The sequence below is a fragment of the Acinetobacter sp. BY419 genome, from assembly GCF_019038395.1.
Taxonomy (GTDB): domain Bacteria; phylum Pseudomonadota; class Gammaproteobacteria; order Pseudomonadales; family Moraxellaceae; genus Acinetobacter.
This window is the reverse complement of record NZ_JAGFXZ010000004.1, coordinates 85,374-103,639: the sequence shown is the minus strand read 5'-3', so window position 1 is coordinate 103,639 and position 18,266 is coordinate 85,374. Positions and strand designations below refer to the sequence as shown.

Genomic DNA, 18,266 nt, shown 5'->3' with positions numbered 1-18,266 from the left:
CCCTGTTCAAATACACAATAAAAAAGAGCCCTAATATGACTTAGGGCTCTTAGATTGTCAAAATCATCGTCAGCCGATTATTTTGATTGATCCAGAATCGCGAAAAGATCAGTCTGAACTTCATCGATTGGACGTAAACCGTTTAATTTGTCATAAGTCGGTGCATTTTCACCAGACGCTGCACGGCCTTGGTAGAAGCCAACCAATTGCTCGGTTTCAGTGTGGTAAGAGCTTAAACGTTTACGAATCGTTGCTTCCAAATCATCAGGACGCTGAACCAGATCTTCACCAGTTTCGTCATCTTTACCTTCCACTTTTGGCGGATTGTAAACGATGTGATAGACACGGCCAGATGCCGGGTGCTGACGACGGCCAGAAAGACGTTGTACGATCTCTTCATCTGGTACATCAATTTCAATCACGTGATCAATAGTGATGCCTTCGTTTTCCAAAGCTTCTGCTTGAGGAATGGTACGTGGGAAACCATCAAAAATGCAGCCATTGACACAGTCAGGTTGCGCAATACGCTCTTTTACCAGACCAATGATCAACTCATCAGAAACCAAACCGCCATTGTCCATGACACTTTTAGCTTGTAGACCTAATTCAGTTCCTTCACGAATTGCAGCACGGAGCATATCACCGGTTGAAATTTGTGGGATATTGTAGCGCTTACAGATCAACTGAGCTTGTGTACCTTTACCTGCTCCAGGTGGTCCGAGTAAAATAATGCGCATATATAAACATCCTCATTTAAACAATATGTATGACGCCACGACCACAATCGCCCGATTGTGGCCCCCGGCATCTCATTATAAGAAAGCCACAAACAAATGGATTAAACCCGCGACAAAACCGGTTACCCCACCCAATAAAATCAGAATCCATTCATCTTCCTGAAATGCAGGACGTAAAAGATTCTGAAACTCCTTCGGAGTCAACTCGCGTATGCGGTCTCTAAACATTTGATAGATTTTCTGTGCACGGCTCGCATTAAATGCTGGGTCGCATACAGGTACCATCGTAATTTCAATCGAGCGATCGATCAAGTCCGTCTTGAGTTTTGCATACTCTTTTGGTCCTAAAGACAGCTGTAAAGAGGTCCGAACCAGGGGTGTTTCCATAATTTGATTAATATGACGTTTGATAATGCGGCGGGTTTTGTCTTTTCTGCCACCATACATCATCTCGGTCATGATCGATTTTAACGTAATCAGATCTTCTGTGACTACACTTGCGAAGACGTCCGAGACTTCATCCTGACGTTTCATAAATGCACCTTGTATGTTATAGGTGCCAATACGCGGAATAACAGGTTTAATCCATGGAAACTTGCGGCTTTCAGTACGGGCAAAGAATTGCGGGTACTTTACCGGGTGTGGATAGAGCGGGTTGAATACCATCCAGATCGCGATCCAGTTGGTCAAAAAGCCCCAGATAGCCGCCCAAAACGGTACGGTCCAGTGCCACGGCACCACAAACCAGACAATCATCTGGACAATACCAAAGAACATCCCGATGAGTGCACTGATATGCCAAATAAAATTGATTTCTTTTTGACCCACTTTCAGGAACATGCTGACCATCAGTCGACGATCACCTTCCATCTGACTGACCACCATTTCACGCATATCTACAAGTGACTCGACGTTCATGGTCAACTCAGTCACTAATTCACGCAAAGCTGCCGGCATTTGCTTTTGCGCTTGTGCATAAATTCTGCGTTTGATGGCAAAAGGCAGGTTCTCCCATAACACGGCATTTCGATCCATCATGACTTCATCAATCAGATGTTCCAGTTCGAAACCGACCTGTTCTCCAATGATCCGTGCCATATCATCCGGATCCATCGCCTGTAAAAACTCACGGATGGAACCTAATTTTGACAGCGTGTTATCGGTAATAATGCCTGAAATACGTCCAGCTTTACGAGGCACAATCCCTTGCCAGCCAATAGGAATTGGCCCTAAATGAAAGCCCCAGAAATTGATTGGATAAAAGACCATTTTCAGTGCCATCCAGACGTGAGCCCACGTTACAAATGCAGTCACCGGAATAATGCTGAGCACGGCCCAAAAATCCGGGCGATTTACAAAGGTTTGCCACAACTCATTGACGTACTCAAGCATGCATAACTTCCATATTTAATTTTTTGTTCACAGAATACACATATTAATAAGGTCGAATATTTTGTCTATAAACCGATACTTAAAGTATAGGAAAATTGTAGCCGGGGTTCTGTTTCAGCCACAACGCGGCCAGTCCGGTCTTCGAGTTTCTCTCCCGCACCAATCCCCACACTAAAACTGCTGATCCGTTCTGAACTAAGCAAAACATAGGCCAGATCAATACCGGCACCTAAACGGCCTTCATCCTTGCCATCAACCTGTTTGCTATCGATATGACCAGCATAGACCCCGACATAATAACCATTTTTGTCCTTGCCGGTGAGATGTGCAGGATAACGAAAGCCTACCTGCCCTCCGATCGTATTATCATCATCCAGAAAAACACCACCTTTCACATAAGCAATCCCATAAGGATTAACCCATTCTGTATTTAGATGGAGTAATTCCTGAGTAACACCAACGCCAACATTAAAAGCTTTTGCCTGAGCAGGCTGTGTTTGGGTGGCAGTAGTTTGATCCTGTGCATAAGCCCCGTTCGCCCACAATGCAAATACCAACAAAGGGTAAACCTTGTTCATTCCTTCACCATCTTCCTTAATTATAGTTTTGGTATAGTCCTATTTTTATTGGATTTTACTCTAGCAGAATTATCCCAACTCTTATATACAGCACTTTACAATTTTAATGTCTGCAAAGTCAAAGCTTATAGAAACTGATCGCAAGGTCAGTTTTTCATTATCAAATCAAGTGCAGTTGCGTTAGAATATTCCACTTTGATTCTTTTCTACCACTCTCAGGTCTTAAGTCGATCGCGTATGAAGCAGCACTTTCCTTTAAAAAATGCACAACAAGAAAAGCGCATCTATCGCAGTCGGGTCTTGATTTCCATTTGGCTTGTCATTTTCTTTATGCTGCTGCTGGTCAGCCGCTATGCCTATTTGCAACTGTTCAATTTTGAAAGCTTTAGTACGGCTTCTGACGAGAACCGGATTCGCCTGCAACCCTTACCCCCCGCGCGCGGTTATATTTATGACCGTAATGGCGTTTTGCTGGCCGACAACTATCCGGTATTTACAGCCACTTTAAGTCGTGCCGATGTACAGGATATCGACCAAACGCTCGAACGCCTGAAACCGATTCTGGAACTGACTGAAGAAGATCTTGAACGCTTTCAAACCCGGATTAAAACGGCGCGTAAAACCGAACGGGTTTCGATCAAGCTCAACCTGAATGAAAATGATATTGCCCGTTTCAGTGAAGTAAAATACCAGTTCCCGGGCGTGAATATTGAAACCCAGATGACCCGCTACTACCCGCATGGTGATCTGTTCGCGCATGTGATTGGTTATGTGGGCCGGATTAATGACAAAGAACTTAAAGCCATTGATAAGGATCTGTACGCCGGAACCAACCTGATCGGAAAAATCGGGGTAGAAAAATCGTATGAAGAGCTTCTGCATGGGGTGCCGGGAAATGAATCAGTAGAGGCCGATGCCTTTGGTAATGTGCTACGTCATTTGGGTCGCAAGGATCCGGTGCGCGGTAATGACCTGTTCTTGTCACTCGATTACGGTTTACAGGTAGTCGCTTCGGAACAACTGGCCGGGCGTCGTGGCGCGATTGTGGCAATGAATCCTAAAACTGGGGAAATTCTGGCACTAGTCTCCAGTCCAAGCTTTAACCCGAACCTGTTTGTGACAGGGATCAGCACCAAGGACTACAGCGGTCTACGTGATAACCTCGACCAACCTCTATATAATCGGGCTGTGCAGGGTACCTATCCACCCGGCTCTACCATCAAACCGATGTTTGGCTTGGGCGGGCTGCACTATGGTCTGGTGGACTGGAGTACGGCTATTTCGGATCCAGGATATTTCACCTTGCCTGGTGACAGCCATCGTTTCCGTGACCATAAAAAATCCGGTCATGGCGCCGTGAATATGCATAAGGCCCAGGTAGTTTCCTGTGATACCTATTTCTATGTCATGTCCTACCGGATGGGCATTGAAAAAATGAATAGCTGGATGCGTCAGTTTGGCTTCGGTGAAAAAACCGGGGTAGACTTACCAAGTGAAAGTAGCGGGCTTTATCCTAGTCCGGAATGGAAGATGCGTACTCGCAACGCCAAATGGTCACGTGGCGAAACTATTTCCGTCAGTATTGGTCAGGGTGCTTTTACCTCCACACCATTACAGCTGGCTATGGCCACGGCGATTACCGCCAACCAAGGCAATAAAGTCATTCCTCATGTTCTGCGCGAAAGTCGCGGTGCCAAACCGTTCAAGGTACATAATGGCACCCATGGCAAAATTGATTTTAATGGTGAGGAAGAAGACTGGATCAAGATGCGTGATGCGATGGTAGATGTCATTCAGTCTGGTACAGGTCGAAGCATTAAAAGCGGTTTACAATATTCGATTGCCGGTAAAACCGGTACGGCGCAGGTCAAGAGTATTGCGCAAGGTAAAAAATATAATGAAGCCCTACTGACTGATCGCCAGCTAGATCATGGTCTGTTTGTCGGTTTTGCACCTGCTGAAAATCCTGAAATCGCGATTGCTGTCATTCTGGAAAATGGTCGCGGTGGTAGTGCCGCAACTGCCCTGGCCCGTCCGGTTTTTGATTACTGGTTACTGCAAAAAGATAAAAATCCGGTACGCCCACAAGGTCACCAATTAAGTGGTGGTCTGATGACGGCCGGAATCAAGCCAGCCGAATTACCAAGTGGTGCCGGCATGTTAAGCCAAGATGCAGCATCAAGTGCCGTTCCAGCTAGCAGCCAGTCTGCTCCTCCTGCTCCGGCTTCTACACATACTGCTGCATCTCCCGCAGCGCCTTCTGCTCCCACACCAGTAGAACGAGATTAAAAATGAAAAACCAGCTTCGAATTATTGGTGGTGACTGGAAACGCCGTCAACTGCCTTTTGCCAGTATTGAAGGTTTGCGCCCGACGCCTGACCGTGTCCGGGAAACCCTGTTTAACTGGCTGATGTGGGATGTACAAAATGCACAGGTTTTGGATATTTGCGCCGGTTCTGGGGCCTTGGCTTTTGAGGCATTATCTCGTGGTGCTGCCTCAGTGGTGATGATTGAACCTGATCGTACTCAGGCACAATTTTTAACCCAGAATCTTGAACTTTTAAAAGTGACTAAAGCACGTGCCCAATTGAAAGTGGCTACGGCGCAACAAGCCTTGCCCACGCTTCAAACACAATTCGATCTGGTTTTTCTGGATCCACCGTATAGCTTAGATTTATGGGAAGCCTTGGCTGCACAGGCAGATCATCTGGTCAAGGACAATGCTTATATTTATGTAGAAGCAGACCGTGATCTACAATTACTTAAATTACCAGCCTCGTGGCGTTTAATTAAAAATACCAAAGCCGGAACGGTCCGTGCGGGACTCTATCAAAAAATGCATCTGCAAGACCACAATTAAAAAAGGACTCCTTGAATAAGAAATCCTTTTGGTCAAATCATAGAGTTTAAAAATTAATAAGCGGATAACAGAGCAATTAACGGGTCGGAGGTGGAGGCGGCGGCGGATTCCGATCGTTTTGGCCCGGATTATTCCAGCCAGGACGGTCTTTGTTGTTATTCCAGTCCCGGTCACCATGTTGTCGATCATGATGTCTATCTCGATCTTTATGACCACGATAATCATCGTGAGGATCCGAAACACAACCAGTTAATGAGACTGCCAATACAGAAAGCAATATTGCTATTTTCATCATGTCTATTACCTCTTGCTGTACAGGTTTCAGTATCAGGCAATTTGATTGATAATTCAGAAACTCCCTGTTGGATTCTTGTTTTATTTTATGCTTTGATTTCTTGATTTCTTGATTTCTTGATTTCTTGATTTCTTGATTTCTTGATTTCTTGATTTCTTGATTTCTTGATTTCCGATGAAGACAATATAGCTAAACCCTCTAGTGTTTATATCAATTTGTACTGAAATTTGCAGAAATACCACTAAGCAAGTACTTGGTTTTTCGAGCTATCTTTTTAATACTAATGACTTTGATTCTGTATCGATCCTTATGACCTGGTTGTTATTTATTTTTGGTGCCATGGTCGCAGGTTTTGTCCAGGGACTGACCGGTTTTGCTTTTGCCCTGATTGCCATGTCTTTCTGGGTCTGGGTGTTGCCCCCGCAATTGGCTGCGCCCTTGCTGGTATTTGCATCAATCTGGAGTCATGTGATTTCACTGAGTCAGGAACAAAAGCAGCCCGTTTTATCCAGAAAGTTAGTGCTGCCTTACCTGGTTGCCGGTTTGATTGGCGTTCCACTCGGAACTTATCTGTTGCAAATCATTCAAGCAGATACGTTCAAAATGATCTTGGGATTTTTTCTGATACTGTGGTGTCCGGTGATGCTGCTCAATCCGCAACTCAAAACGATTCAACATTCAGGAAAATTGACAAATAGTTGTATAGGTTTTATGGGGGGCATATTAGGAGGACTGGGCGGCTTTTGTGGGGCCATTCCTTCTGCCTGGGTGATGCTAAAACAATTACCCAAAGCCCAGCAGCGTTATATTTTACGGCACTTTAATTTTGCAATTCAGCTTTTCGCTCTGGTCACCTATATATGGCAAGGTCTGATTAATCAAAGTCACTTACCCTATATGACTTTGCTTATTATTTTTGTGAGTATTCCGGCAATTTTAGGTGCAAAATTATTTTATAAAATTTCAGAATTACTGTTTAAACGCGTGATCTTGAGCTTACTCTTCAGTGCCGGCTGCTTTCTGTTAATGTCCCAGTTCATTTAAGCACAGAATCAAGCTAAGTCTGTCTGCTCAGCTACAGCTTGAATCTATTGAAATAACTGCTATGTTAAGGCCAATATTTCGCAAAATATAGATCATCATTATGCAGATTCGTGATCAGATCGTGCTTGTTACCGGTGGTGCACGTGGTTTAGGTTTGGCCATTACTCAAGCTTTACTGGCTGAAGGTGCGCGCGTGGTCGTGAATTATCATAGCAGCCAGCAGCAAGCCGAACAGCTCGTCCGGCAGTATCCGGAGCAGGTCTTTATTTATCAGGCAGATATTACTCAAGCTGATCAGGTCCGTGCTTTAGTTGCTGCAGCAAAAAACCATTTCGGGGAAGCGATTCATGCTGTAGTCAATAATGCATTGATTCAATTTGAATTTAATGGCGATGCACGCCCTAAAGTAGAAACGCTTACCTGGGAAATGTTGCAACGTCAATTCAGCGGTGCGGTACAGGCAGCCTTAAATACCACCCAGGCTGCACTCGAGGATATGAAACAAGCAGGATTTGGACGGATCGTAAATATTGGTACAAACCTGGTGCAAAATCCGGTGGTTCCTTATCATGACTATACGGCTGCCAAAGCTGCATTATTGGCCTTTACCCGCACCACGGCACAAGACTTGGGGCAATATGGGATTAATGTAAATATGCTCTCTGGCGGTCTGTTACAAACCACAGATGCCAGCAAGGCTACCCCTGAATTCGTCTTTGAGCTGATTGCTCAATCGACTCCTTTACGCCGCGTGATTACCCCGGAAGAATTTGCTGCGGCAATCCTGATGTTTTTGTCGCCTTATTCACGTGCCGTCACAGGTCAGAACCTGATTGTAGACGGCGGTTTGGTCAAAGGTTAGCTATTTTGAGAATGGACGTAGATTTTTAAATGCTATTGTTCCATTTTTTGATCATTTGGTAGATTAAAAAGGTTTAGTGGCCGGGTTTTACTTCTACAATAGTGCGCTCCCATAAAACCTTATGTCTAATTTCCATGAAAATTATAACGACATTGCTCAGTTCCTTGCTGCTGGCAGGTTGTATATCCAGCGATTTAAAAAAATCCGAACAATTACTGCAAGATTTCCATTGTGCCAAGATAGATACCGAACAAATGCCACATAGCAGTATGACCGACTATTATCAGCAGATGTTGTATAGCAGCAAAGCCAAAGTCGAGTCTTATATCAAACAGTATCATCAGGGTAAAGAGCTGTTTGACCTACCACTGCATGAAGTGGTGGAGCAGCAATATGACTTGTATAAAGATGCCTGTCAGAATCTGGGCGGGATTTTATCTTCTTCCGAAACTGCATCTTAAGTCTGCCAATCTCCCCCCACATTAGGCAATAAAAAAAGCAGGAGAATTTTTCCTGCTTTTTTCAACTCACTTAAGTTTGATAATAACGCTGATCCACACTAAAGTCTTCAGGGAATTTTGGCTGAATATCGGCATAAAATGCCATGATTTCTGCCATATCCTTTTCATAATCCCCTGTCGGATAAACAATTTTTCCTACACCCGTTTTCTTTTTGACATAGTCCATATAAGCCAGTGCAATCGGTACACCTGCATTGATGGCCACATGATAAAAACCCGTCTTCCACTGTTCCTGTTTGGCACGAGTCGCTTCTGGCGTGACCAACATGACCAGTTTGGGATGTGTCTTAAATAACTCCGTCATCACCTGAACCATGCTCGGACGAGGCTCACCCGGCTGCTTGGGACGGCGATCAATACCGATTCCACCCATAGCACGTACAAAAGGCCCCAGTGGAAATTTCATATAACTGTCTTTAATGGTTAAACGAACATTCACGCCCAACGCTTTTAAAGCCAGACGCGCATAGAGTGCATCCCAATTGCTGGTATGAGGGGCAGCAATCATGACACATTGATCTAAATCCAAAGGCCAGTGATTATCAATTTCCCAACCCATCATGTTCAGGCTTTGTTCTGCTAACTTCTCAAACACGTCACGCACCATTTCTATTCAAAATTGCGCGAATTTTAGCAACCTAAGCAAATATAGATAGCCCCATATGATCAACAAATAATCAATTAATCTATATTTGTATAATTAGATTTTTTAAATGAAAGATTAATTTATAGTTCTAGTATTTTAATTTTTCTGATGAATAAATCATCAAATGCTTTTATTGTCTTATATCTGAAGATTGCACAAAAGATGCAGATATTCAGACTTTAAATGTGCCCCATATAGCCTGGCGCAAATTGATTACAGACATCGGTATTCTTATCACTACCCTGTGTGCAAATTTAAAAATAAAAACCCGTCCCGTGCAGAATATGCCAGATGTTTTGGGGAAATTAACTTAAATTTTAAACTTGGGTTTAGCTATTTTAATCAATATGTTCAAAATGAATAGCACACCCCATCAACAAATGCATCAGTTCGATTTGCGAACAACAGTGGGTTTTTTCATAAATATTTTTAAAATAGGTTCTCACCGAACTTAAAGTAAGGCCACATTGCCCTGCAATATCTTCTATCTTATAACCATTAATTAACAGTTCACATAAATCATATTCCCGTTTGGAAAGCTGGTAACACTGTTGCAGGTAAGCTCTTGACAATGAATAATGCTGGTTTTTGTCTGTCATAAATAGTGCAATCTGATGCTGGGTAGACTGTAAATGCTGAATATTTCTTAATTTTTTAAATGGTACTACCGTAAGCATGAATTGCCTACCTGTACCATTACTCAACGCCAAGACACCGCCTACTTCTGTTTGACTGGTCGCATCTTCTAGCAAAGCACTTTCCAGCAGCTGATCTAGGCGAATCTGCTGCCCATGCTTGATTTTTAGACGGTTATGCATATCTAAATCAAGACACGAACTTTGATCCAGCATCTTTTGTGCAACAGGATTCGAATAGCTTAAACACAGATTTTGATCAAGCAGTACAATCCCTGTTTTCAAGCTATCCAATACCGTATACAAGCTTAAATTATCTTGCTGTATCAAGTTGATTTGACGGTGAATTTGCAAAGCCCGCCGTAAATGGATACTGACACGTCTTAGAAAATCCAGCTCAGCCTGTTCAAAAGGCCGCACCTCAGGGGTACGATGAATGCCCAGTACAGCCCAGCGATAACTTCCGCGATCTAGCAACACCCCGGCCAGATAACATATACCGCTAGGCTTTAAACATTTTTCATAGAAAACATACTGATCCGTACCAGGTTGTTCCGCATAATGCTGACAGTTTTGACTCAGTGTATCCCCTATCTCGATGTCACTCCATAATGGCATATGCAGTTTCATATCCATCACTCTGATACGGTCATCTTGATAAGCGGCCAAACTTTCATTCGGAATATTGTGCGTATAAACAAAATCATAGCTTGGATTCAGCTGATCCAGACCGGTAAAAATCGCACTCTTGCTTTTAGTATAGTTTACAATATCTTTAATCACGTCCAGCCACAAAGCCGGTAATAAAGCAGCATCATAAATTTTTGCAATCAGGTTATTTTCTTGTTCTAATTTCATTATCCCCTCTTATCATTATCATTATCATTATTTTCTTAATAATAGCGTTCAGAATCCAAGAACGAAACAGCATAAACTTACTTTGAACTTTGAGAAAAATCTTTAATCCTGTTCACTTATCAATAACTCTGGTCTGATTCACCTAATGAATCAAACTTTAACAAGATTGCCCTACTTATCTGTACAGACTGCTTTTAATGTAAGTGATAGCAAATAAATCAATAGGGTCAAAACAATGAAAAAACTAACTCTTATTGCGGCGATAACAGTCACTTTTGCAGCAACTTTAACCGCATGTTCCAAGCCAAATGATAATGAGCCGATCCATAATAATGCTCAATCAAGCCCAGCAAAGATGGAGCAAAATAACGTAGATGCGAGCGTGACCCGTGCTGATAGCGCAGAAACCTCACTAGACTGGGCAGGTGACTACGAGGGTGTTTTCCCTTGTGCTGACTGTGAAGGGATCAAAGTTGAATTGGATCTCAATCCGGATAAAACCTATGAATTGAAAGAGGAATATTTAGGTAGTAAAGGTGGCAACAATGAGACTGAAACTAAAGGTAGTTTTAGTTTTGACCCTCAAGATCCTTCAATTATTACCCTAGATAATAACGCGGACAACCGCAAATTCTTTGTCGGTGAGAATTTCATTGAGGCGCGGGACGTTGAAACAGGCAAGAAAATTGACAGTAATTTGAATTATAAATTAGTTAAAAAGTCTGCATCATAATTTTGTAAACACATAAAAAAATCCCCGCTTATAGCGGGGATTTTTTAGTTTCAATCAGGCTGAGGGTAAATTATTTACCGCCAAACACATATGAAACACCTACACGGCCACCAACTTCGCTACCACCGAAACCAAGTGCAGCACTTAGAGAAGTACGACCATCAGCAAGAACACTTGCAACACCTAGAGCAGCAGCAGATTCACCTTCATAGTGACCTACACCACCAAACACTGCGTACTGACCAGCACCGATGTTAGGAATTTGTTGTTGAGTCGCTAACGCGATAGCGATACCACGATAAGCAGTTTTCTCTACATCATCAATACGGCTGTTCAATTGACCAACACGGCTATTGAAGCCTGCAACTGCATTATCAGTATAAGCGTTTGCTGAGGCTAAAGTTGCTGCATCACCCTCTACAGCTGCAGCACGAATCGCTTGACGATCTGTTGCTGCTGCTGTTAAACCTGCATCAACTGCAGCTACAGCTTCGGTTACGAATGTTTGATTTGCAGCTAATTGAGTTTCAACTTGTGCCACAACTTCCTGAGTTGCTTCACCTACAGAAGTCTGAATATTTTGAACGATGCTTACACCACCGATCTGGAAATCAGCAGCATTAATTACGCCTGTAGTGTTGATACCATCTGCATTTACTTCTGTGAACTTATCTGCTTTACCAGTTTCTTTTTGAGAAACAACTACACCATAAGTATTTTTACCATCTTCAGATTTTACAATACCAGTTGTAACTGCTTGTTCTACTGATGTAGTCGGGCTAGTTGAACCAACACTGAATTGATCACCTGCCTGTAATACTTCAGATGTATCTGTAGAACCTACAGTAATTATGCTCGCATTAGTGAATTTTTCAGTTTTTTCACCATATACAGTTTGTGTAGCTCCAACAAAAGCAGTATTCGTTTGCTTAATAGTTTCAGCATCAAATGCACCTGTAGCAGCACCACCAGCTACAATTGACAGTCCTTCAATAGCAGCAGCATTAGCTTTTGTTAGTTCAGAACCATTAGCACCAACTGTATAGTATTCACCATTGAATTTAATTACATTAACAGCGCGACCAATTTCATTTTTATCCTGATCACGTGCAATAGTACCGTAAGCTACCAGATCAGTACGATCAATTTGCTGGCCTGCTTGAATAGTACTAATGGTCACTTCACCAGTATTGAAATCAACTTCTACCTGAGAATTTGGATTTAGCTTCGCTAAATCAACTGGTTTTACAAGTGTTAAGCCTTGTGAGTTAAGAGCTGAAGCTGAATATACTTCAGTATTTTTAGCTTCATCAGCTATGATTTGTGCTGAATAAACACCGGTGTTATTACCATTTGAACCTTCAAAGTTACCTACTTGAAGATATTGTTTAAGAGATTGTGTAGTAGTACGAGCATCCTCAGTAGTCAAGTTACCGTTAATATCTGCTGCATCACCCAGTTCATCGGTTACTTGACCGATATAATCAGTTGAACTACCAGTGGTAGTAATTACAGTTTCTTCTGAATAACCCCAATTTTGATTTTCACCATAAGAACCATATTCTGTTTTCGGTAGATTAACAGTAGGAACTGTACTGGTTGTACCTACTAGTCCACCACGACGGAATTCATATTTAGTTGCATCTTTAACATCAATATCTTTAACTTCTTGATATTTAAAACCACTTGGAATGCCTGAATCTTCTATACGATCATAAATCTTCCCATTGATTTCATAAACATAAGAGCTAGTTGCATTACCTTTAGCATCTAATACTACATATTGATTAACAATTTGCTCACCAGGCACTGTAGTTGTTGCAAATGCTGTTGAGGTAATTGCTGCTACAGCTAAAGCTACTGCCAATACGGTTTTTTGAAATTTCATATAAATTTCCTTCAATTTTTATAAAAAGACTGGTCTACCCTAGGATTGATGTAAACCAGCAAAACTGATTTGAATGTCTGGTTGTTCTGGAGACTGCCATCCACTACCAACCGCTGTCATAGCGGTTCTGCTGCAATCATAAACAAAAAGAAACAACAATATCAATCAATATTTGATTTAATTTTAAAGTGATAGTTAATTAAAAATATTACATAATAAAAATATATAATAAATTCAATATTTTAATTAAATAGAATAGGTTAATAAAAATACACATAAAGTGAAAGTTGATAAAAATTGCTGAAATTTTTGAATAATTAAGTTAAGTTAATAGGTGAATAAAGTATGTGAATAATACTTTTAACCAGAGGAAGCCATTAATAAAAGGGGCTAAGACCTTTGATATAGATCACGGATTTGATTTTTTATTTGACACATTTCTTGTTTTTTAATTAATTTAACTTTAAAAACTACAATTTAATAACCAAATAATTGTACAAAAAGTATAAAATACAAAAAGGTATAAGATTTATTTTGGATTATGAGTAATCAAAAAGAAAAGAAGCTATTTGCTGAGCGACTAAACAGTGCAATGCTGGAAGCAAAGCACCCTATTAGTCCTACATATTTATCGCAGGAATTTAATAACCGTTATAGTGGTCAACCTATTAGTGTCCAATCCGCTAATAACTGGTTATTAGGTAAAGCAATCCCTAATCAGGACAAGCTGGCTGTATTAGCTTTATGGTTAAACGTCTCTAATCAATGGTTACGTTTCGGAGATATTGATCAGACAAATGTACCCAACATTAATTCATTAGAGTCAACAGATTTAGATTTTTTGTTGAAATTCAGAAAATTAAGCAGTTCACAAAAAAAACTACTCAATTCACTGATAGATGAAATTTTAGGATAATTTATTATGCAGGAGCTTCATATAATGTTGCTTCTCCTTCCTGTAGATCTCAAGCAACTCTTCATATTCTCTTATTTTGGCATATAATCTTTTAAGCTCATTTTTCTTAACGACCACTGAATCGATAGGATCATAACAAGCTCCTAAACATGCCTTTTTTATCTGTTCCATATTTAAAATAGTAAATCAATATTTGATTGAATAATAAACCATTTAAAATAAAAAACCAACAAAAAATCTACATATATATACCTTTTTATATAAATACGTGACTTACTTCATAAATAAAAAACAACTTCAATCAATAGCTTAATTTAAACGTATAGTTGAAATCACATCGTTTTAGGCAAAAAAATCCCCGCTATTGCGGGGATTTTTATGAAATAAACGATTGATGAATTACATCATACCGCCCATACCACCCATGCCGCCCATATCAGGCATTGCAGGTTTGTCTTCCGGGATTTCAGTGATCATGCATTCAGTTGTAAGCATCAAGCCTGCAACAGAAGCCGCATGTTCAAGTGCAGAACGAGTCACCTTAGCCGGATCAAGAATACCCATTTCTAACATGTCGCCGTATACGCCAGTCGCAGCGTTATAGCCGAAGTTACCTTCGCCATTTTTCACTGCATTGATCACCACTGAAGGCTCATCACCTGCGTTAGCTACGATTTGACGAAGTGGAGATTCGATCGCACGACGAAGGATATTGATACCCACGTTTTGGTCATCGTTGGCACCCACTAAATCATCAAGTACTTTCGCAGCGCGTACCAGTGCAACACCACCACCCGCAACAACACCTTCTTCTACCGCAGCACGCGTCGCATGAAGCGCATCGTCTACACGGTCTTTCTTCTCTTTCATTTCAACTTCAGTCGCTGCACCGATTTTGATGACAGCAACACCGCCAGCAAGTTTCGCTACACGCTCTTGAAGTTTTTCTTTGTCGTATTCTGAGGTAGATTCTTCAATCTGTGCACGGATTTGCTGTACACGGTCAGAGATTTGAGCTGCATCACCTGCACCATCCACAATCACAGTATTTTCTTTAGATACTGTTACTTTGTGTGCTGTACCGAGGTGCTCAAGAGCAGTCTGGTCTAGCTGCATGCCGACTTCTTCAGAAATCACAGTACCACCAGTCAAGATTGCGATATCTTGCAGCATTGCTTTACGACGATCACCAAAGCCAGGCGCTTTAACCGCACATACTTTGATAATACCGCGCATGTTGTTTACAACTAAAGTTGCCAAGGCTTCGCCTTCAACATCTTCAGAAATGATCAACAGCGGTTTGCCAGTTTTCGCTACTGCTTCTAATACAGTAATCAATTCACGGATATTGCTGATTTTTTTATCAACAAGAAGAATGAACGGATTTTCAAGTTCTGCAGTCAAGGTATCTTGCTTGTTGGCAAAGTACGGAGAGATATAACCGCGGTCAAACTGCATACCCTCAACTACATCAAGCGAATCCTCGAAGCCTGAACCTTCTTCAACCGTGATCACGCCTTCTTTGCCCACTTTTTCCATTGCCTGTGCAATGAGTTTACCTACAGTGGTGTCAGAGTTAGCAGAAATCGAACCAACTTGTTCAATCGCTTTAAAATCAGATGCAGGTTTAGCCGTTGCTTTAATTTCTGCAACCAATGCTTTTACTGCAAGGTCGATCCCGCGTTTCAAGTCCATCGGGTTCATGCCCGCAGTTACTGACTTGATCCCTTCATTCAAAATCGATTGGGCCAAAACAGTTGCAGTTGTTGTACCGTCACCTGCAATATCGTTGGTCTTAGAAGACACTTCGCGGACCAGTTGAGCACCCATGTTCTCGAACTTGTCTTTCAGTGAAATTTCCTTGGCAACAGTTACACCATCTTTAGTGATGTGTGGTGAACCGAAAGAACGGTCGATCACCACGTTACGGCCTTTAGGACCAAGCGTAACTTTTACTGCATCTGCAAGGGTGTTTACACCAGCGATCATTTTTGAACGAGCTGAATCACCAAATTTTACGTCTTTAGCTGACATATTTGACTCCGAATATTGTTATATCTTTACAAAATCTGATTTGGAACGAATAAAACTTTTTAGCGCAGATTAAGCTTCTAATACCGCTAAAATGTCAGATTCTTTCATGATTAAAAGCTCTTCGCCGTCTACTTTTACAGTAGTACCTGCATACGTACCGAACAATACTTTGTCGCCAACTTTTACGTCTAACGCGCGTACGCCATTGTCGGTGATTTGACCATTACCAACTGCAATGATTTCACCTTGAGCAGGTTTCTCAGCAGCCGAACCTGGAAGTAAAATACCGCCAGCTGTTTTAGTTTCTTCTTCAACACGACGAATAACAACGCGATCATGTAATGGACGAATGTTGCTCATAAATAACTCCAACAGACTAAGTCTTTTTTAAGGTCACTGATGACGACTTAATTATTCCATGGGTCATCATCAAAATTTTTTGATGTCACTGTTATGGAGATGGAATAAAAAGCTTCAAGGGTAAAAATGAAAAAAAAGGTGGTTTTTTTTAACTAATTGTGTTTTTCGTCTATTAATTCAGCACTTCAGGTTTTATCACAAAGGATTGAGTCACTTCATCAAAAAAATACTGGGAAATTTTCCCTGAAATCTCAATCACATTAAAACTATTTGGCGCATTTTTATGTAACCGGTGCGAAGCTGAAGTGCCGGCATGTACATCATAAACGGGATGATTGACTCCTACATCAAGCTGGGCATTTAAGTCATAGACTGCTGTGCGATGTAAATGCCCATGCAAGACTGCGAATAAGCCATGTCTAGCCCAAGCTTTGAGGGCAACTTTAGCTTTAATCGGACGATCTTTTAAACCACGTTTATCTTGTACAGGCACGTAGAAAGGCTGATGCGTCACAATGATTTTTAGTTTAGAAGGTGGGGCCTGTTGCAACTTCAGATCAATCCCATCAATTTGCTTAAGGGATAAATGTCCTTTGGTATGATATCTACGCCGTATGGTGTTTACTCCGATCAGATAAAAATGAGCAGTTTCCAGTACCGATTCCAGTTTCCCAAAGAACAACCGATATCGGGTAAACGGTTGAAACAGCCGGTTCCAGAGATGATAAAGCGGAATATCATGATTACCGGGGATCACCAGATAAGGCGTATTGAGCTGATCTAAAAAGCGCTTACAGGCATAAAACTGAGTCAGACGTGCACGCTGGGTCAGATCACCACTGACCACCACCGCTTCAGGCCGATGAGTTTCACAAAACTGCTGAATCGCTACCAGACACTCGGGTCTTTCGGTACCAAAATGTAAATCAGACAGATGTAGAAGCATGCGGCACCCTTACACTGAGACTATTTTTTAAAACAGCAATATTTAAAGGTGGCGACATTTCTACGATTTCGCCATCAATCGCTACGATTAACTTTTTACGTTTAGATTCGATTCGAATTTGATCAGCGGCAAAGCTAGAAATATCCGAAGCCTGATCAATCTTGCCTCGAATCAGCTGATAGACCAGCTTAAATAAAGTTAGCTTATCACTTTTCGAAACCACCACTCCAGCCACTTTGCCTTGCTCTGCAGCTTCAGCAATCTGCATGTTCATATCTGCCAGTTGCAAGGGATTATTGCCAAAGAAAATTAGCGGCGTTTTCACCGGATATTTCTTTTGGTCTACCCATATTTCCAAACGCAACTCCTTACGATCCCGAATCAGGACATCAAGCGCTGAGGTATAGGCATGCAGCGGGAAGCGGCCAAAAATACGATTATAATCTTCACGCTTTTTAATAAATAAAGGATATAAACCCAGACTGGCATTATTTAAGTAAATGTCCTGATTAATCTGGGCCACATTTATGCGTTTGGTTTGCCCGGTTACAATGACTTCTGCAGCCTCAAGCAAATCTAAAGGAATATCAAGTAATCTGGCCACATAGTTAAAAGTACCCAAGGGCAAAATTCCTACAGAAATTGGGGTGTTCAGCAAATGTTTAGCCACGGTATTTAAAGTCCCGTCCCCTCCTGCTGCCACGACAATGCCCGGCTCCTCGGAAGCCAAGTGCCGTTGCCGCACCTCAAGCATAATTTTCTCAAACTGCTGTGAATCCTGAATTTCATAAGCTTCAGTTTGATAACCGTGTGCTGAAAAAATTGCAGTCAGTTGCTCATAAACCCCTTCTGGCCCTTCGATGCGAAAACCGGCATTATGATTATAAATCAGTGATAAGGGTTTAGATTGATTAGACATTTTTCGCACAATATTATTTAAGTTTATGGATATTCTGTCCA

General features: G+C 41.6%; 18 protein-coding genes. 7 read left to right on the top strand and 11 right to left on the bottom strand.

Translation table 11 applies throughout. The features are described 5' to 3' along the window. Positions 1–77: 77 nt before the first annotated feature. The 3 genes from adk to KUG37_RS02835 form a co-directional block, all read right to left on the bottom strand. Entirely contained in the window at positions 78–737 is a 660-nt protein-coding gene (adk, locus tag KUG37_RS02845; RefSeq protein WP_216936920.1) for an adenylate kinase, read from the bottom strand. 75 nt (positions 738–812) lie between these two features. Continuing rightward, positions 813–2,129 carry a hypothetical protein gene (locus KUG37_RS02840; RefSeq protein WP_216936919.1) on the bottom strand — a complete coding sequence of 439 codons (1,317 nt, stop codon included), beginning with the start codon at positions 2,127–2,129 and terminating at the stop codon, positions 813–815. 65 nt (positions 2,130–2,194) lie between these two features. Then, positions 2,195–2,707: a hypothetical protein gene (locus KUG37_RS02835; RefSeq protein ID WP_216936918.1), complete on the bottom strand. Its 513-nt coding sequence runs from the start codon at positions 2,705–2,707 to the stop codon at positions 2,195–2,197. Positions 2,708–2,944: 237 nt separating this feature from the next. On the opposite strand from KUG37_RS02835, the gene mrdA reads away from it, so the two are divergent. After that, positions 2,945–4,996 carry a penicillin-binding protein 2 gene (mrdA, locus tag KUG37_RS02830; RefSeq protein ID WP_216936917.1) on the top strand — a complete coding sequence of 684 codons (2,052 nt, stop codon included), beginning with the start codon at positions 2,945–2,947 and terminating at the stop codon, positions 4,994–4,996. A gap of 2 nt (positions 4,997–4,998) precedes the next feature. Continuing rightward, a complete protein-coding gene (rsmD, locus tag KUG37_RS02825) occupies positions 4,999–5,568 on the top strand; it encodes a 16S rRNA (guanine(966)-N(2))-methyltransferase RsmD (protein WP_216936916.1) in 570 nt (189 codons plus the stop codon). 76 nt (positions 5,569–5,644) lie between these two features. Here the strand turns inward: rsmD and KUG37_RS02820 are convergent, their stop codons facing one another. Further along, a complete protein-coding gene (locus tag KUG37_RS02820; RefSeq protein WP_254202579.1) occupies positions 5,645–5,863 on the bottom strand; it encodes a hypothetical protein in 219 nt (72 codons plus the stop codon). 309 nt (positions 5,864–6,172) lie between these two features. Between KUG37_RS02820 and KUG37_RS02815 the strand changes: the two genes are divergently transcribed. The 3 genes from KUG37_RS02815 to KUG37_RS02805 all read left to right on the top strand — a co-directional run bounded on the left by KUG37_RS02815 (position 6,173) and on the right by KUG37_RS02805 (position 8,230). Then, positions 6,173–6,907 carry a sulfite exporter TauE/SafE family protein gene (locus KUG37_RS02815; RefSeq protein ID WP_216934105.1) on the top strand — a complete coding sequence of 245 codons (735 nt, stop codon included), beginning with the start codon at positions 6,173–6,175 and terminating at the stop codon, positions 6,905–6,907. Between the two features lie 100 nt (positions 6,908–7,007). Then, positions 7,008–7,769 carry a 3-oxoacyl-ACP reductase gene (locus KUG37_RS02810; RefSeq protein ID WP_216934103.1) on the top strand — a complete coding sequence of 254 codons (762 nt, stop codon included), beginning with the start codon at positions 7,008–7,010 and terminating at the stop codon, positions 7,767–7,769. A gap of 134 nt (positions 7,770–7,903) precedes the next feature. Beyond that, positions 7,904–8,230 carry a hypothetical protein gene (locus KUG37_RS02805; RefSeq protein WP_216934101.1) on the top strand — a complete coding sequence of 109 codons (327 nt, stop codon included), beginning with the start codon at positions 7,904–7,906 and terminating at the stop codon, positions 8,228–8,230. Between the two features lie 70 nt (positions 8,231–8,300). Here KUG37_RS02805 and KUG37_RS02800 read toward each other — a convergent pair whose 3' ends face one another. Together KUG37_RS02800 and KUG37_RS02795 are read right to left on the bottom strand one after the other, a co-directional pair. Beyond that, complete coding sequence (locus tag KUG37_RS02800; RefSeq protein WP_254202582.1) at positions 8,301–8,849, bottom strand: 1-acyl-sn-glycerol-3-phosphate acyltransferase; 549 nt, start codon at positions 8,847–8,849, stop codon at positions 8,301–8,303. Positions 8,850–9,274: 425 nt separating this feature from the next. Next, on the bottom strand, positions 9,275–10,429 hold the full coding sequence (locus tag KUG37_RS02795; protein ID WP_216934097.1) for a LuxR C-terminal-related transcriptional regulator: 1,155 nt from the start codon (positions 10,427–10,429) through the stop codon (positions 9,275–9,277). Positions 10,430–10,664: 235 nt separating this feature from the next. Between KUG37_RS02795 and KUG37_RS02790 the strand changes: the two genes are divergently transcribed. Next, complete coding sequence (locus KUG37_RS02790; RefSeq protein ID WP_216934094.1) at positions 10,665–11,162, top strand: copper resistance protein NlpE; 498 nt, start codon at positions 10,665–10,667, stop codon at positions 11,160–11,162. Positions 11,163–11,232: 70 nt separating this feature from the next. Here KUG37_RS02790 and KUG37_RS02785 read toward each other — a convergent pair whose 3' ends face one another. Beyond that, positions 11,233–13,050 carry a YadA C-terminal domain-containing protein gene (locus KUG37_RS02785; RefSeq protein WP_216934091.1) on the bottom strand — a complete coding sequence of 606 codons (1,818 nt, stop codon included), beginning with the start codon at positions 13,048–13,050 and terminating at the stop codon, positions 11,233–11,235. 541 nt (positions 13,051–13,591) lie between these two features. Between KUG37_RS02785 and KUG37_RS02780 the strand changes: the two genes are divergently transcribed. After that, positions 13,592–13,966, top strand: a complete 375-nt coding sequence (locus KUG37_RS02780; protein ID WP_216934089.1) for a hypothetical protein — start codon at positions 13,592–13,594, stop codon at positions 13,964–13,966. 399 nt (positions 13,967–14,365) lie between these two features. On the opposite strand, the gene groL is transcribed toward KUG37_RS02780, so the two are convergent. The 4 genes from groL to KUG37_RS02760 form a co-directional block, all read right to left on the bottom strand. After that, the gene (groL, locus tag KUG37_RS02775; RefSeq protein ID WP_216934088.1) at positions 14,366–16,000 is read right to left on the bottom strand and encodes a chaperonin GroEL; all 1,635 of its coding nucleotides are present in this window, start codon (positions 15,998–16,000) and stop codon (positions 14,366–14,368) included. A 69-nt stretch (positions 16,001–16,069) separates the two neighbouring features. Beyond that, the gene (gene groES, locus KUG37_RS02770) at positions 16,070–16,360 is read right to left on the bottom strand and encodes a co-chaperone GroES (protein ID WP_067729023.1); all 291 of its coding nucleotides are present in this window, start codon (positions 16,358–16,360) and stop codon (positions 16,070–16,072) included. A gap of 172 nt (positions 16,361–16,532) precedes the next feature. After that, complete coding sequence (locus KUG37_RS02765; protein WP_216934087.1) at positions 16,533–17,306, bottom strand: metallophosphoesterase; 774 nt, start codon at positions 17,304–17,306, stop codon at positions 16,533–16,535. After that, entirely contained in the window at positions 17,287–18,225 is a 939-nt protein-coding gene (locus KUG37_RS02760; protein WP_216934086.1) for a diacylglycerol kinase family protein, read from the bottom strand. Before KUG37_RS02760 ends, KUG37_RS02765 begins: the two co-directional genes overlap by 20 nt. Positions 18,226–18,266 lie beyond the last annotated feature (41 nt).

Excerpts from the sequence above, each read along its gene's own strand:
- adk (WP_216936920.1), bottom strand. The coding sequence starts at position 737 with ATGCGCATTATTTTACTCGGACCACCTGGAGCAGGTAAAGGTACACAA.
- KUG37_RS02840 (WP_216936919.1), bottom strand. The coding sequence starts at position 2,129 with ATGCTTGAGTACGTCAATGAGTTGTGGCAAACCTTTGTAAATCGCCCG.
- KUG37_RS02835 (WP_216936918.1), bottom strand. The coding sequence starts at position 2,707 with ATGAACAAGGTTTACCCTTTGTTGGTATTTGCATTGTGGGCGAACGGG.
- mrdA (WP_216936917.1), top strand. The coding sequence starts at position 2,945 with ATGAAGCAGCACTTTCCTTTAAAAAATGCACAACAAGAAAAGCGCATC.
- rsmD (WP_216936916.1), top strand. The coding sequence starts at position 4,999 with ATGAAAAACCAGCTTCGAATTATTGGTGGTGACTGGAAACGCCGTCAA.
- KUG37_RS02820 (WP_254202579.1), bottom strand. The coding sequence starts at position 5,863 with ATGATGAAAATAGCAATATTGCTTTCTGTATTGGCAGTCTCATTAACT.
- KUG37_RS02815 (WP_216934105.1), top strand. The coding sequence starts at position 6,173 with ATGACCTGGTTGTTATTTATTTTTGGTGCCATGGTCGCAGGTTTTGTC.
- KUG37_RS02810 (WP_216934103.1), top strand. The coding sequence starts at position 7,008 with ATGCAGATTCGTGATCAGATCGTGCTTGTTACCGGTGGTGCACGTGGT.
- KUG37_RS02805 (WP_216934101.1), top strand. The coding sequence starts at position 7,904 with ATGAAAATTATAACGACATTGCTCAGTTCCTTGCTGCTGGCAGGTTGT.
- KUG37_RS02800 (WP_254202582.1), bottom strand. The coding sequence starts at position 8,849 with ATGGGTTGGGAAATTGATAATCACTGGCCTTTGGATTTAGATCAATGT.
- KUG37_RS02795 (WP_216934097.1), bottom strand. The coding sequence starts at position 10,429 with ATGAAATTAGAACAAGAAAATAACCTGATTGCAAAAATTTATGATGCT.
- KUG37_RS02790 (WP_216934094.1), top strand. The coding sequence starts at position 10,665 with ATGAAAAAACTAACTCTTATTGCGGCGATAACAGTCACTTTTGCAGCA.
- KUG37_RS02785 (WP_216934091.1), bottom strand. The coding sequence starts at position 13,050 with ATGAAATTTCAAAAAACCGTATTGGCAGTAGCTTTAGCTGTAGCAGCA.
- KUG37_RS02780 (WP_216934089.1), top strand. The coding sequence starts at position 13,592 with ATGAGTAATCAAAAAGAAAAGAAGCTATTTGCTGAGCGACTAAACAGT.
- groL (WP_216934088.1), bottom strand. The coding sequence starts at position 16,000 with ATGTCAGCTAAAGACGTAAAATTTGGTGATTCAGCTCGTTCAAAAATG.
- groES (WP_067729023.1), bottom strand. The coding sequence starts at position 16,360 with ATGAGCAACATTCGTCCATTACATGATCGCGTTGTTATTCGTCGTGTT.
- KUG37_RS02765 (WP_216934087.1), bottom strand. The coding sequence starts at position 17,306 with ATGCTTCTACATCTGTCTGATTTACATTTTGGTACCGAAAGACCCGAG.
- KUG37_RS02760 (WP_216934086.1), bottom strand. The coding sequence starts at position 18,225 with ATGTCTAATCAATCTAAACCCTTATCACTGATTTATAATCATAATGCC.